The following is a 14,221-nucleotide window of genomic DNA, read 5'->3' as shown; positions in this document are numbered from 1 at the left end:
GGTTTTTCTTATCCGCCCCTCTGATAGCGCTTTCAAAATACTATTATTCTATAAATATCCACTTTATTTACTACACTTACCAATGCATATTCCATTGATTTCTGAAAATTCCTATGATAATATAAAAATAATATTGTATTCATAATGCCATAATTTCGTCATGCTTGAAATATGTATTTTACACTGTTATTTCAAGCGTTTTTAATTTGTTATTTTAAATTTTGAATAGATCATTATTTTTCACAGGAGGTGAAACGGCTTTATAAGGAATTTCTTTAATGAAGCCGAAAAACATGAATCAGATTTGGAGTCCATCTCTATTTAAAGATTTTTCAAAACAAGAACATGATGCCTGCGGAATTGTCGCAAGTCTCGAAAAAAAGAAAACACCTACAAGGGAAAACATTTTCCATTGTATAGATGCTCTTGTCACAATGAATCACCGTGCAGGATTTATTAACGGTGAAGGTGATGGTGTAGGAATTCACATGGATATCCCAACTCAACTATGGGAAGAAAAATTAACTAGCGTTGGGAAAGACCCAGAAATCACCAAACATGAAGCTTTTGTTGTTGGACACATTTTTATTACGAAAAACGCTGGACCAAAGGCTATTTTATCTGATCTTCAAGCGAAACTCGCTGCTAATAATTTCGAGATTCTTTTTGAATCAGATAAAGTAACTGACTCAGCAGCATTAGGTCCAATAGCCATTCAAGAAAATCCTGTTTTTTGGCAATTCGCTTGTCTTGCACCAATATCCGGAATGGAATTATCAAAAAAACTGTTTGAACTAATTGTTGAATTTGAGTTAAATGAAGCAGTCCATGTTGCTTCTCTTAGTCAACACCATGTCGTATATAAAGTGATGGGTGCAGGTGATATTCTTCCTAAATATTACCAAGATCTTGCAAGTCCACTTGTAGCGTCTACAATCACACTTGGTCATAACCGCTATTCGACTAATACTTTATCAAGCTTTTTCCGAGTTCAACCATTTAGTGTTTTAGGTCATAACGGAGAAATCAACACAATCGCAAAATTGCGTGATGAAGCTAGAATGATCGATGTTCCTCTTGTAAAAGATGGAAGTGACTCACAGGATTTAAGTAGAATTATTGAAACATTAATCTGTAGAGATGGTTTTTCATTATTTGAAGCATTGGATGTCCTGTTTCCTCCAATCGTAAACGAAATAAAAGCATTTTCGAAAGATCTTCAAGATCTTTATACCTATATTCGCGAAGCGTGGGGACATTTTGCCCAAGGACCAGCGGGAATCATTTCTCGTTTTGGTGATGAAGCCGTATTTAGTGTAGATTCACTTGGACTTCGACCGCTATGGATGCTTGAAACAGAAAGTTCTTACCTATTCTCGTCTGAACCCGGTATCATTCCGACAACTGAATATATGAATGATCCTAAGCCACTTGCACCAGGCGAAAAAGTTGGTTTCAAATGGAAAGATGATGTGCTGGATGTTTATTATTTAAGCGAATATCAAGCTGAAGTTTTAAACCGTTTTTCCAGTCGTATCAACTTTAAGGATGCACGCAAACGAATTTTGCCTCCAAAGCTTGATAAAACAGTTTCTTTTAACTATCCTAGCAAAGTTAACAATGGACAGTACACAGCTTTTGGCTGGGAAAGAGATCATATTCAATTAATTGAACAAATGGCTGAAAAAGGAATCGAGCCGATCCGCTCACTTGGACACGATTCGCCTCTAGCTGCACTTAACCTTGGTCGCAAAAATATCTCCGACTTTATTAAAGAGAGTGTGGCTGTTGTAACAAACCCAGCGATTGACCGTGATCGGGAAACAGAGCATTTTTCTACTCGTACAATCATTGGACACCGTCCAACTCTGTTTAGCAAAGAAGAAACAGATGCAGTCATCGAACTAACAACACCTATGTTAATTGAAGGGAAAGTTGGATTTGACTGTTCAGAAGAACTAGAACAACCTAGCTACGACCAACTAGTTCAATTTTACCAAGATAAAAAACTAGTTACCTATTTATCTACAACATTCAAAAAAGGCGAAACTATTCAAGCGGCACTAACCCGACTTACTGATGCAGCGATTGAAGCGGTCAAAGCTGGAAAAACCTTGTTGGTTTTAGATGATGCCAAGGCTCATCAACAGGACTCTTTCTGGATTGATCCACATCTTGTTACATCTGCAGTTGACCAAGCGCTCGTTGCTTCCGGTTTGAGAAGAGAATGCTCACTTCTCCTTCGTTCAGCAGCCATTCGTTCACTGCACGATATTATGATTGCAATCGGCTTGGGCGCCAATGTTATTAGCCCTTACTATATGTTTATGACAATTCATGATGAATCCTTAACACCAGTGAAAAATTTATATACCGCATTAACTAAAGGTGTCGAAAAAGTCATTTCAACAATTGGTATTCATGAGCTTCGTGGATACGGAAGACTATTTTCTGCAATTGGATTAAATGATGATATTGCTAGTTTCCTAAAAATGACTAACTTCTTTGGATCAAAGGATCTAGCCTATAATTTAGATGCTATGAAAGAAGATTCCTTATTAAGAGCAATTGACTATCATAATGAAAATGAACGGATTGGAAAAACATTTAACTTGTTCCCAAGAATCTGGAAGGCAATCGGTGAGATGGCTTCTACTGGAAGTTATGATGCCTACCGCGAAAAAATTAGTGAGCAAGAAGTTCAAAATCCAATTACAATCCGTCACTTAACCAGTTTGAAGAAAGCCAATCCTTCATTCTCTGCCAATGAAGTTGATATTCGTGTAGGAGAGCATGACCTACCGTTCATCATTGCATCAATGTCATTTGGTTCCCAGAATGAGATTGCTTTCCGTGCTTATGCAGAAGGAGCCAACCGTTTGAATATGGTGAGCTTAAACGGTGAAGGCGGAGAAATTAAGGATATGCTTGGAAAATTCCCTAAAACCCGTGGTCAGCAAGTGGCTTCTGGTCGTTTTGGAGTAAACGCTGAACTATTAAACTCTTCAAACTTGCTTGAAATAAAAATAGGTCAAGGGGCAAAACCTGGGGAAGGTGGACATTTACCTGGTTCAAAAGTAACAGCTAAAATTGCTGAAGCCAGAAATGCCACGATTGGTTCGGATTTAATCTCTCCTTCCAATAACCATGATATTTATTCGATAGAAGATTTAGCTCAAATGATTCATGAGTTAAAAACTGCTAACGATAAAGCAAAAGTTGCTGTTAAAGTTCCAGTCGTTCCTAATATCGGAACCATTGCTGTTGGAATCGCCAAGGCTGGCGCCGATATTATCACCCTAAGTGGTTTCGACGGTGGAACGGGGGCTGCAAGAATCCATGCCCTTCAACACGTTGGTTTACCAGTAGAAATTGGCGTTAAAGCGGCTCATAATGCATTATTAGAAGCTGGCCTTCGTCAGCACGTTGAAATTTGGGCAGACGGTGGAATTAAAAGTGCACAGGACGTATTAAAAGTCATGTTGCTTGGTGCAAACCGAATTGGTTTCGGAACTCTCTCGATGATTGCCATTGGTTGTACGACTTGTCGCGGTTGTCACTTAGACACTTGCCATGTTGGAATTGCCACTCAAATCGAAACAGAAGCACAAGCTCAAGCACACGGTTTACGTCGATTTGTTCCAAGACAATCAGAATTAGCCGTTCAAGGTGTTGTTAATTTGTTCACTGCCTTTGGAAATGAACTTAAACAATTAGCAGCTTCGATCGGAATTAGAAATTTACAAGATGCCGTTGGTCGTTCTGATCTACTCGAACAGTCCAAAGGGACAGATCAACTGGATCTAACTTACTTATTAAAAGCCATTGATATTAGTCAGCTTAGTGCTAAAGAAGCGATCGCATCAATAGAGTCTTCTCAACTCCAAGTGGCTGTTGGTGCAGAATACTTGGATGCAGTGGAAGCAGATCTTCGACATTCACGTGAATTTAATAATGTTAGCTCAGAACAGCGTGTCCTTGGTAGCCGTGTTGCCTGTCATCGTGTCCGCGGCCGCTTAGACGGATCTTATCATCAATTACCACCCGTTCATCTCCAGTACAAGGGATCAATTCCTGGTAATGGACTTGGAGCATACAACTGTGATGGTATCAACATTGAAATCAGTGGAGGAGCCCAAGACGGCATCGGTAAAACGTCCTTCGGTGGTAGCATCCAGATCTTTAAATCAAAAGGAAAAGACGGTAAATTCTATAACGGCTCTGTAGGAAAAGGCTTTGGTTACGGTGCTCAACAAGGATTGCTTGTCGCTCAAGGTGACGCCGATGCCCGTGCCGGAATTAGATTATCCGGCGCCGATATCATAATCGGTGGACAATTGAAAAAACCAATTCCCAAAAAGGAAAATGGTAATATTGGTACAAATGCCAATATTAAAGGCTTTGCCTTTGAATATATGACAAACGGAAGAGCTCTTGTTCTTGGTGATCCCGGACCGTGGATTTGTGCAGGTATGACAGGTGGAGTTATATACCTACGTCACCAGCCAGAGCTTGGATTAACAAAAGAAGCCCTACAGCGCAGAATCGCTAAAGGCGCTAAAGTATCTGTATTCCCATTATCCACAAAAGGAATTAATGATGTGAATGAATTACTTGGCAAATATGTTCAGTCCTTAAAACAACAAGGTCAATCTGAAGAAGCAGCAAACCTAGTGCTTCTATTAGAAAATCCTGAAGAAAACTTTGTTCAAGTTGTCCCAATTAAAGAACAAGCTGATCCATCTGTATCAACAGAGTGATAAAGAAAAGCAAAAGCGCCCGCAAATAGCGGGCGTTTTCCTTTTCTATACATATAAATTTACTATTTTAAAAAAATCCCTTGAACTTCATAATTAATCATTGTATAGTACATAATTGTTCGGTAAAAGGAAAAACGTAAACAGTAAGGCGAATTCTACCTGTTTAAATGAAAAATGTTTTTAGAAAGGATCCTACTATGAAGCTTGGTGCCCGCATATTTAAAACGGGAATCGCAATTATTCTTGCACTTTTTATCGCAAATCTGCTCAATTTCTCTTCCCCTGTTTTTGCTGGAATTGCTGCAATCTTTGCCATCCAGCCTACTATTTATCGCTCTTATTTAACAATCATTGAACAGATCCAAGGAAACTTAGTTGGGGCACTCCTAGCTATCATCTTTGTTTTGTTATTCGGAAATAACATTTTCATTATTGGCTTGGCTGCAATCATCGTAATCACAATTAATTTGAAGTTGAAAATTGATAAAACAATTGGTCTCTCCCTAGTTACGTTATTAGCGATTATGGAAACGCCTGGAGATCAATTCATTCAATTTGCCATCATTCGCTTTGCTACGATTATGCTTGGTGTCCTCTCCGCATTTGTTGTGAACTTAGTATTCTTACCTCCCAAATATGAAAATAAGCTCTACAATAGGATTACCGATGTAACTGATGATATTATACGTTGGATTCGCCATAGCATTCGTCATGCATCTGAACACCGCTTATTAAAACATGATATTGAGACTATAAAAGATGAAATGATCAAACTCGATCAACTTTATTATATGTACAAAGAAGAACGGAATTATTTCAAAAAAGCAGGTTTAGTAAAATCACGAAAGCTAGTTGTCTATCGTCAGATGGTTTCCACTTCAAAACGAGCTTTAGAAGCCTTAAAACGCCTCCATCGTTATGAAAATGAGCTCTACCAAATGCCACAGGTGTTCCAATATGCAGTCCAATCTCAACTTGATTGCCTCATAAATCACCATGAGCAGCTACTTCTGAAGTTTATTGGAAAAATAAAATCGGGCGGGATTTTTGAAGAACAGTCCTTATGTCTGAGCAAAAAAGAATTATTTGATTTATTTTTGGCACAGCAACAGGAAGTTGAAGACCCTCAATCCCCGATGCTTTTCCATTCAATGCAGGTGATTGCCGTAATCATTGAATATCGTGAACAAATTGAACACTTGGAAACTCTTATTAACAGCTTTCAAGCCTTTCATAAGCGAGATAATGAAGTCTCAATTGAAGAGGAAAAAAATTAATATAGGCTGATTCAATATATTTGGTTCTCATATTTTTTTGAGGTCCAAATTCTGAATCAGCCTATTTAGTTCTTAATACGGAAATTGCGTGGAATAGTTATTAAATTGTTGGAATGCCTGATCGATTTTTTGTTGTTCTTCAGCTTCTAGCTTATACCAACCGTTCTGAAACATTAAGTTATAGAGGTCTCGAGAGCTTTGGTGCGTTTCTGTCAGAATCTGTAACAAGTCCCCATGAAGCTGAATGTGACTAGCTTCACGAACTGCACTGTTTAAGCTGTCTGTTAAGTATTTGCATGTACTTAAGCCATCGTTAATAAAATCACGATCATTCATTTCTGGACCCTTTACTTGTGGCAATTGTCCTGATTGTGGATTTGCGATTTGATTTTGCTGGTTTTGCATCATTCAGCCTCCATTGATTAATGCTATCTATTGAACCTGTTGTGGGTTAGGCAGATTCGCTAGTGCGTTATTATTATTAACTTGAAGATGTGATAATAATTTTTGGAAATGTCTTTGGTGCATTTGCCCCACTTTATTAAGAGCCTGCTTTATTTCAGAGTTTTGCACCTGTTGTGCGAGAAAATGGAATTTTTTAAACGCGAGAAGTTCCCATGATAATGCATCCTTTATATAGAGCAAATCCTTTGTTGTGATCGCTCTAGGAGGACTTGAAATTGGCACTTGATTCGGCATATAATTACTCCCTTCATATTTGCTCGTAACATAATATAGAATGAACAATTGTTCGATAAACTATGCTTAAAAAAAAAGAGCTCAAACCGTTAACTAACGGTCTGAGTCCCTTCTACTTCTCTTGGCTCAAGTTGTTGTACTTGGAATAAATTATAATAATTGCCCTTCTTCTTCATCAATTGTTCATGGCTACCTATTTCAATTATTTCACCGTGTTCAATTAACACTATTCGATCAGCATGTGTAATGGTTGATAATCGGTGAGCGACAATAAACGTTGTCCGCTCCTTCGCTAGTTTATCCAGCGCCTCCTGAATTAAATGCTCACTTTCTAAATCAAGAGACGAGGTCGCTTCATCAAGGACTAGTATCGGCGGATTTTTCAAGAATACCCTAGCAATCGCAATTCTTTGCTTCTGACCGCCAGATAGTTTTACTCCTCTTTCACCAACTTTTGTTTGGTAACCCTCAGCCAAGTTCAAAATAAATTCATGAGCATTTGCTGCTTTTGCTGCTTCTATCACTTCGTCTTCTGTAGCAGTCGGTTTTCCAAGTAAAATATTGGTCAAGACAGATTCACTAAATAAAATATTATCCTGTAAAACCATACCTATTTTATCACGAAGGGAGCGGACCTTAAAGGAGGTAATATCAACTCCATCAAGCAAAATCCTTCCTTTGGTGACATCATAAAAGCGGGGTATTAAACTAATCAAAGTCGTTTTACCACCGCCACTCATCCCAACAAGAGCGATTGTTTCTCCCCTTTTAACATCAAGATTCAAATTCTTTAAAACGGGTTCTTCATTCTCATTGTAAGAAAAGTCTATATGATCAAAGATAATATTTCCTTGCACATTCTGACACTCAATTGAGTTGGGTGCGTCCTCAATGTCATATTTTTCATCGATAAATTCAAAAACACGGTCCATTGACGCGATTGATTGGGTGATCGTCGTTGAAGAATTTACTAATCTTCTTAATGGACCATATAGCTTATCAATATAGGCTATGAACGCAACCATTGTACCTAAGGTTAGGTCATTTTGAATGACTTCATAGGCGGAGTAGCCAATCACAATGATCGGTGCGATGTCGGTAATGGTATTAACAACAGCGAAGGACTTGGCGTTCCACTTGGTATGGTCTAATGCCTTCGTTAAAAAGTTGCGATTTTGTTTATCGAATTGGCCTTGCTCGAAGTCCTCTATCGCAAAGCTTTTTATAACGGGCATCCCTTGAACTCGTTCATGCAAATAGCTTTGTACCTCTGCTAGAGCCTGAGAACGAGCCCTCGTTAATCTACGAAGGTTCCCGAAAAAGTACCGAACAGAAAAGGCGTAAAATGGAAAGAGAACAAGAGAAACAGCTGTCAGTACGGAGTCCATTGAAAACATGATGGCAATCGCAATGACAATCGTTGCAATATCTAACCATAAATTCATTAAACCTGATATGACAAATGTTTTGGTCTGTTCCACATCATTGATGACCCTCGAAATGATTTCACCAGATCTTGTATTAGCATAATATTTGAAGCTTAACTTTTGAATATGAGTAAATAATCGATCTCGAATGTCATAGAGGATTTTGTTTGCTGTCCATTGAGCGAAATATTGTCGATAATACTCAACGGGTGGACGAAGAATAACAAAAACAATGATCATGACTCCCATAATCATAAATAACCTATCTAGTTTAACTTGATCACTTAATACCTTACTTCCGATAATATCGTCGACTACATATTTTATTAAAATAGGAATGATAAGGGGGATGACAAACTTCAAAATCCCAATCAAAACAGTTCCGAATATTTGAAGTCGATATGGTTTTACAAATTGCAAATATCTCCGGATGTTACCCAAATTTTTTCACCCCTTATTAAAACTGGTAAATCTATTTCCATTCATAGGAAAACCTGTTGACCATCATCAACAGGTTGTTGACACTTATAATTATTTTACCATTACCTTCTGTAGGTCAAATATCTTTCATACCAAATATCAATGAAATCTGGTGCAAATGGACCTTTTCTTTGGCGAATCCACTGTATTAACTCATTCACGTTTCTCTTTAATATTACATCTATAATATCGGGATATTTCATTTCCTTCCGATGGCGTTCATATTCGTCCTCATCAAGCAAATTAAAGGTCATATCAGGGAATACTTTTATATCTAAATCATAATCAATATACTTTATCGAATCCCCATCAAAAATAAACGGAGAGCTGATGTTGCAATAATAATAAATACCGTCTTCCCGAAGCATCCCAATAACATTAAACCAGTATTGTGAATGGAAATAAACTACAGCAGGCTCCCGGGTAATCCACGTTCTCCCATCGGACTCCGTTACCATGGTTCGATCATTTCCACCAATCACTAAATTCTGAGTCCCTTTTAAAATGGTTGTTTGATCCCAGACGCGATGGATGTGCCCATTGTGTTTATAGCTATGAATTTGTACTGTTTCACCTTCGATGGGTACGCCCACTAATCTCCCCTACTTTCATCCCGGACGCTTTGTGACCTATCAGCTTTATAAAAATTTCTATTTTTAGAAAAAATAAAAAGGCAACAAAGAACTATTCCTATTTTCTACTATTATAACGGTTAAACATGAATTTTAAAACAAAAGAGCCATTGAAAATGCTCAATAGCTCGATTTGTATGTGAATTTTTTATTACAAGTGCCTGATTAACATGTAACATTCATGATTTGGTATGAACGAATCACTTCCTCTATTTGTTGTTCAAAAACGTTATGAACCTCCTTTAGCTCATTCTTCAACCGGCTGATTTCGGACTGAGCATCTACCAATTTAGTCTCTTCATGCTGCTTTTCTAGTTCTTGTTCAATTTCTTGGCATCTTTCTAGTTTTGACTGAAGATTTAGCAAATGATCCATTGTTTTCATTTGCTCCGAAACCAAACGGTTAAAGTCCGTCATTTTCCTCCACCGTCCTAAAAAATAAGATTTGTTATTATGTATTCGTGTTTTTCTTGTGATTCCCTTTGACTACTTATGTTGAGAATCAGGTAGTTTTGTCGAAAACAAAGTTGACCCGCTGATTTTAAATTTTTTTATCGTAGGCTCTGTTAAACTAGAATGTTGATTTCCGCTCCAGTCGCTTCGCGCACCTTAGGGGCGGGCGGTGAGCCTCCTCGGCGCCTAAGCGCCTGTGGGGTCTCACCTGTCCCGCTTCTCCCGCAGGAGTCTTCGCGCCTTCCACTCCAATCAACATTGTGCAAAAAATCAATTGAGCTTTAACACAGCATTATCATAAAAAAAGAAGGCACTCTTTCGGTTAGAAGAGTGCCTTCATCGTATTAGCTTTGGCTTCCAAATTGGCCAGAGTTTTTAGCCTTGTTAGCTTGAGATTGTTGGTTTTGTTGTCTTACTTCAGCAGCATTTGTTTCGCTCGCAAATTCTGTACCGAATTGACCAGCACTAGCACTAGAACTAGCTCCTGCTCCAGCTTGTGCAGATTGAGCGTTTTGCTGTCTTACTTCAGCAGCATTTGTTTCGCTCGCAAATTCAGTGCCAAATGCTCCAGCCCCACCTTGTGCAGATTGAGCGTTTTGTTGTCTTACTTGCTGAATGTTAGTTCCAGCTGAAGTTTTGTTTGGTTGTTGATTGAAGTTTGCCATTGTTATCACCTCCACGACTATTAATGTATCCAGCCGTAGAGGTAACTATTCTACTATTTTTTTCCATTTAATGTTTTAGGTAGGAATAGTTGACTTGCAATATTAGATGAGTAAGGAAATTCCACCATCCACAATAATTGTTTGTCCTCTAATCATATCTGCCTGTCCAGAAAGTAAAAACACAATCGTATTTACTATATCTTCTATTTCCACCATTCTTCCTGCTGGTGTTTTCCTTTTTGCTTTTGCTAGCATTTCCTCACGATTTGGGAAATGTGTTAAGGCATCGGTATCAATTGCCCCACCCGAAACTGCATTCACAACAATGTTTTTTGGAGCGAGTTCAATTGCTAAATATCGAGTTAATGCTTCAACAGCAGCTTTTGATACTCCAACTGTTGTATAATTCTCAAAATAACGAATCGACCCTAAAGAACTAATGCTGACAATTCTGCCACCATTGTTTTTTTCCATCAGCTTGGCAGCTTGCTGCGCACAAAAAAGAAGGGCCCTACTGTTGATATTTAATGTCCAGTCCCAATGTGATTCCTCGAGCTCCATTAATGGGCGCATAACCCCCGATGCAGCGTTACTTATAAACACATCTAACCGTCCAAATTCCTGGTCTATTTGCTCAAACATCGCTTTAATTTTATCAACATCACCGACATTTGCTCTAACAACTAGAACTTTTCTTCCCATTGCTTTAATTTCTTCAGCAACCTCTAACGCTGCGCTTTTACTTCTTGCATAGTTAATCACAATATCATAGCCCTCTTTTGCAAGGCGTAGTGCTGTTGCCTTTCCAATTCCTCGGCTACTTCCAGTTACGAGTGCTACCTTTTGACTCATTCTTAATTTTCCTCTTTTCTAAGTACATTTGTATATTTATTTTAGCTTTTCCCGGTATAGATAACAATCAAAAGTACAAAACTAACCCGACTATCTTTTTTGGAGGTTATGCAAATGTATGTTGGTCGGGACATGACAGAATTACTTATGATGTCTAAATCAGAATGGAAAGAAAGTGAACTTGCCTTTTTCCACCATTCCTTACAACAAGTCGTTCCATATTTGAACGTCGAGGGTCAAACGATTCATCGTGAAATAATAAAGGAAATCGAACGGCGTGGTGGGCTTAGACACCACGAAGCAGATTATACACACGGGACAGAAATTACTTATGATTAATACGATGACTTTTAATGGTCTCATCATTCATAGTCGAACCCTTTACCTTCCTCCATTCAAAAACAATTGGAACATTTTTTGATGGGATACAGGGAAGGCAAACTCGGTAAGCTCTTCTACAGAAACAAGGCGAACATGAGAGGTTTCCTGTACTTCTGATTTTAATTCACCAGCGAATACATGGATATTCCATTCTAAATGGGTAAAAACATGGTCAATTTGTCCGATAAATTCTTTGAGATCCACCGCTACTAGATATTGTTCTTTAAAATAATTATTTAGTTGCTGTTTTTCGTTTTTAAAATGAAGATTGATTTCCATATTAGGGAATTCCCATAGATCAGCCAATAACCCCTCACTTGGTCGTTTATGAATCAAAATCTTCCCCTGTTTATCACGAAGGACTGCTGCAGCAAGTTGAACAAGTCGCTGCTTTTTCTTTTTGGTTTTTATCGGTAGCTCCTCTTGTACTCCCACTGCAAATGCCTGGCAATAATCTTGTACTGGGCATAACAAGCAGGATGGGGAAGTTGGTGTGCAGATTAGGGCCCCTAATTCCATTAGTGCTTGGTTAAAAAAAGAAGGATTCTCGTGGGAAATTAGGTTTCGTACCGCCTGTTCAAATATCTTTCTTACTGAAGGCTTGGCGATATCCTCCCGAATTAATAATATTCGCGACAACACTCGCATAACATTTCCATCCACTGCAGGTTCAGGAAGCCCATAAGCAATGCTTAGAATAGCACCTGCGGTATATGGTCCAACCCCTTTAAGAGATGCTATTTCGGCGGGAGTATTTGGTACTATTCCATCATATTGTTCATAGACCTCCTTCACTGCAGTATGGAGATTCCTTACCCGGGAATAATAGCCGAGTCCTTCCCATGCCTTTAATACTTTTTCATCATGAGCCACAGCAAGCGCTTTGATTGTCGGAAACTGCTCCATAAACCGATTATAATACGGAATAACCGTATCAACTCTTGTTTGTTGAAGCATGATTTCTGAAACCCAAACTCGATACGGGTCTTGATTTTCACGCCACGGCAGCTGTCTTTGTTCTTTATTAAACCAACCAATCAGATCTACTTGGAATCCTTCAGTATCGAATTGTTTAAGATTATCCATGTTGTTGTCGTTCACGTTTTTTTCCTCCGTGTAAATGAAAACATTTATTTTTTTATCGCAGATTGATATAAAAAAAGCCCTTTTTTAAAACCCTATAATGATTTATGAAATAAGAAAGACCAAGTTGCATACTCTATAAAGTAAAACTTTCAATATTGAACCATAACTCTATATATCATGTTAAAAACCAAGCGTTCTAGCTGTGAAAAAGGGATAATTATTGTTACACTTAATATATAGGAACTTATTACGAAAAGCGCAAGCGCCCTGGTTAGCGCACGACAGGACTGGAGCACACCGACTGAGATAAAGGAAACACGAAGAGCGACAGCGATTCGATGTTGACTTATCGTAGGGAGGTGGGTGAAGTCCTCTAGGCGCTGGGCGCTGGAGCTAGACAGTTATCGAAGTTCACTTTCTTACTTTAAAATAAAAGGAGGTCTTCCCTTTTGGATACAGGTACTCATGTAGTGATGGGACTAGCACTTGGGGGATTATCCACATTAGACCCAGCAATTGCTGGAAGTACAGCAACTGCGACGAGTGTCTTTATTGCTACAATTATTGGCTCTCAAATACCTGATATTGATACTGTCTTAAAGTTAAAGAATAATGCAGTCTATATCCGCAACCATAGAGGAGTTACCCATTCCATTCCAGCAGTATTATTATGGCCACTGATCATCACTGCTTTCATCAATCCAATTTTCCCAGAGGCCAACCTACTGCACCTTTGGATGTGGACCTTTTTGGCAGTTTTTCTCCATGTTTTTGTAGATATATTTAATGCATACGGTACGCAAGCATTACGACCGTTTTCTAGCAAGTGGCTTGCTTTAGGTGTTATAAACACATTTGACCCGTTTATTTTCGGTATTCATGTTGCTGGTTTATTATTTTGGTTGTTTGGTGCCAATCCTGGCTATACTTTCTTGGGCATCTACGCAGTCCTAGTCGCTTATTATATTATAAGGTATCAGGCGAAGCAAAAGGTCTTGTCTGAGGTAAAAAAAATCATTCCAGATTATACCGAAATCATTATTTCGCCAACCATGAAATTTAACCAATGGAGATTGGCGATTATGAATAAACACCAATTTTTTGTAGGTAGAGCACGGAACAACCATGTAAATATTCTTGATCAATTCAACCGTGTTCCTGTACCTGATTCTCCGGTTTTAGAAGCGGCGAAAAAGGATAAAAACCTTTCTGCATTTCTTTCATTCTCCCCTGTTTACCGTTGGGAGATGGATGAGTTTGATGAATCTTATGAAGTTAGATTTATTGACCTACGCTATAGGAGCAAAGATCATTACCCATTTGTTGCAGTGGTTCAATTAGATTTAAAGCTTAACATTATCAATTCCTATACAGGATGGATTTTTAGTGAAGAAAAGCTTAGAAAAAAGTTAGATGTCCTTCCTAGTTAAATCGAAAAAGGAAACACATTGTATGTATAAGTCCAGATAGAAGTTTCACAAAAATAAAGCGATGCTATGTTAGCATCGC

Annotated in this window: 12 protein-coding genes; 4 read left to right on the top strand and 8 right to left on the bottom strand. The window is 38.4% G+C overall.

All coding sequences use genetic code 11. The features are described from left to right. The first annotated feature begins 278 nt into the window (after positions 1-278). Both B1NLA3E_RS03730 and B1NLA3E_RS03725 read left to right on the top strand, forming a co-directional pair. Complete coding sequence (locus B1NLA3E_RS03730) at positions 279-4,760, top strand: glutamate synthase-related protein (protein ID WP_015592521.1); 4,482 nt, start codon at positions 279-281, stop codon at positions 4,758-4,760. A gap of 197 nt (positions 4,761-4,957) precedes the next feature. Next, positions 4,958-6,037 carry an FUSC family protein gene (locus B1NLA3E_RS03725; protein WP_015592520.1) on the top strand — a complete coding sequence of 360 codons (1,080 nt, stop codon included), beginning with the start codon at positions 4,958-4,960 and terminating at the stop codon, positions 6,035-6,037. Between the two features lie 72 nt (positions 6,038-6,109). On the opposite strand, the gene B1NLA3E_RS03720 is transcribed toward B1NLA3E_RS03725, so the two are convergent. From B1NLA3E_RS03720 to fabL, 7 genes are all read right to left on the bottom strand, one after another. Further along, positions 6,110-6,445 (bottom strand): spore coat protein, encoded by a 336-nt coding sequence (locus B1NLA3E_RS03720; RefSeq protein ID WP_015592519.1) that lies wholly within the window; start codon positions 6,443-6,445, stop codon positions 6,110-6,112. Between the two features lie 24 nt (positions 6,446-6,469). Next, complete coding sequence (locus tag B1NLA3E_RS03715; RefSeq protein ID WP_015592518.1) at positions 6,470-6,736, bottom strand: hypothetical protein; 267 nt, start codon at positions 6,734-6,736, stop codon at positions 6,470-6,472. Positions 6,737-6,825: 89 nt separating this feature from the next. After that, entirely contained in the window at positions 6,826-8,604 is a 1,779-nt protein-coding gene (locus B1NLA3E_RS03710) for an ABC transporter ATP-binding protein (protein WP_041580279.1), read from the bottom strand. A 101-nt stretch (positions 8,605-8,705) separates the two neighbouring features. After that, positions 8,706-9,236 (bottom strand): nucleoside tri-diphosphate phosphatase, encoded by a 531-nt coding sequence (gene ntdP, locus B1NLA3E_RS03705; RefSeq protein ID WP_015592516.1) that lies wholly within the window; start codon positions 9,234-9,236, stop codon positions 8,706-8,708. Positions 9,237-9,440: 204 nt separating this feature from the next. Next, the gene (locus B1NLA3E_RS03700; protein ID WP_015592515.1) at positions 9,441-9,692 is read right to left on the bottom strand and encodes a YgaB family protein; all 252 of its coding nucleotides are present in this window, start codon (positions 9,690-9,692) and stop codon (positions 9,441-9,443) included. Between the two features lie 380 nt (positions 9,693-10,072). After that, complete coding sequence (locus B1NLA3E_RS03695) at positions 10,073-10,393, bottom strand: gamma-type small acid-soluble spore protein (RefSeq protein ID WP_015592514.1); 321 nt, start codon at positions 10,391-10,393, stop codon at positions 10,073-10,075. A 102-nt stretch (positions 10,394-10,495) separates the two neighbouring features. Beyond that, positions 10,496-11,245, bottom strand: a complete 750-nt coding sequence (gene fabL, locus B1NLA3E_RS03690; RefSeq protein ID WP_015592513.1) for an enoyl-[acyl-carrier-protein] reductase FabL — start codon at positions 11,243-11,245, stop codon at positions 10,496-10,498. Positions 11,246-11,359: 114 nt separating this feature from the next. Between fabL and B1NLA3E_RS03685 the strand changes: the two genes are divergently transcribed. Further along, on the top strand, positions 11,360-11,584 hold the full coding sequence (locus B1NLA3E_RS03685; protein WP_015592512.1) for a hypothetical protein: 225 nt from the start codon (positions 11,360-11,362) through the stop codon (positions 11,582-11,584). A gap of 42 nt (positions 11,585-11,626) precedes the next feature. Here B1NLA3E_RS03685 and mutY read toward each other — a convergent pair whose 3' ends face one another. Next, positions 11,627-12,712: an A/G-specific adenine glycosylase gene (gene mutY, locus B1NLA3E_RS03680; RefSeq protein WP_041580890.1), complete on the bottom strand. Its 1,086-nt coding sequence runs from the start codon at positions 12,710-12,712 to the stop codon at positions 11,627-11,629. A gap of 449 nt (positions 12,713-13,161) precedes the next feature. Between mutY and B1NLA3E_RS03675 the strand changes: the two genes are divergently transcribed. Then, positions 13,162-14,142: a metal-dependent hydrolase gene (locus tag B1NLA3E_RS03675; protein WP_015592510.1), complete on the top strand. Its 981-nt coding sequence runs from the start codon at positions 13,162-13,164 to the stop codon at positions 14,140-14,142. Positions 14,143-14,221 lie beyond the last annotated feature (79 nt).

The organism is Bacillus sp. 1NLA3E, assembly GCF_000242895.2.
In the GTDB taxonomy this organism is placed as follows: domain Bacteria; phylum Bacillota; class Bacilli; order Bacillales; family Cytobacillaceae; genus Bacillus_BU.
The sequence above is the reverse complement of the archived record's forward strand: the minus strand, read 5'-3'. Positions and strand labels throughout refer to the sequence as shown.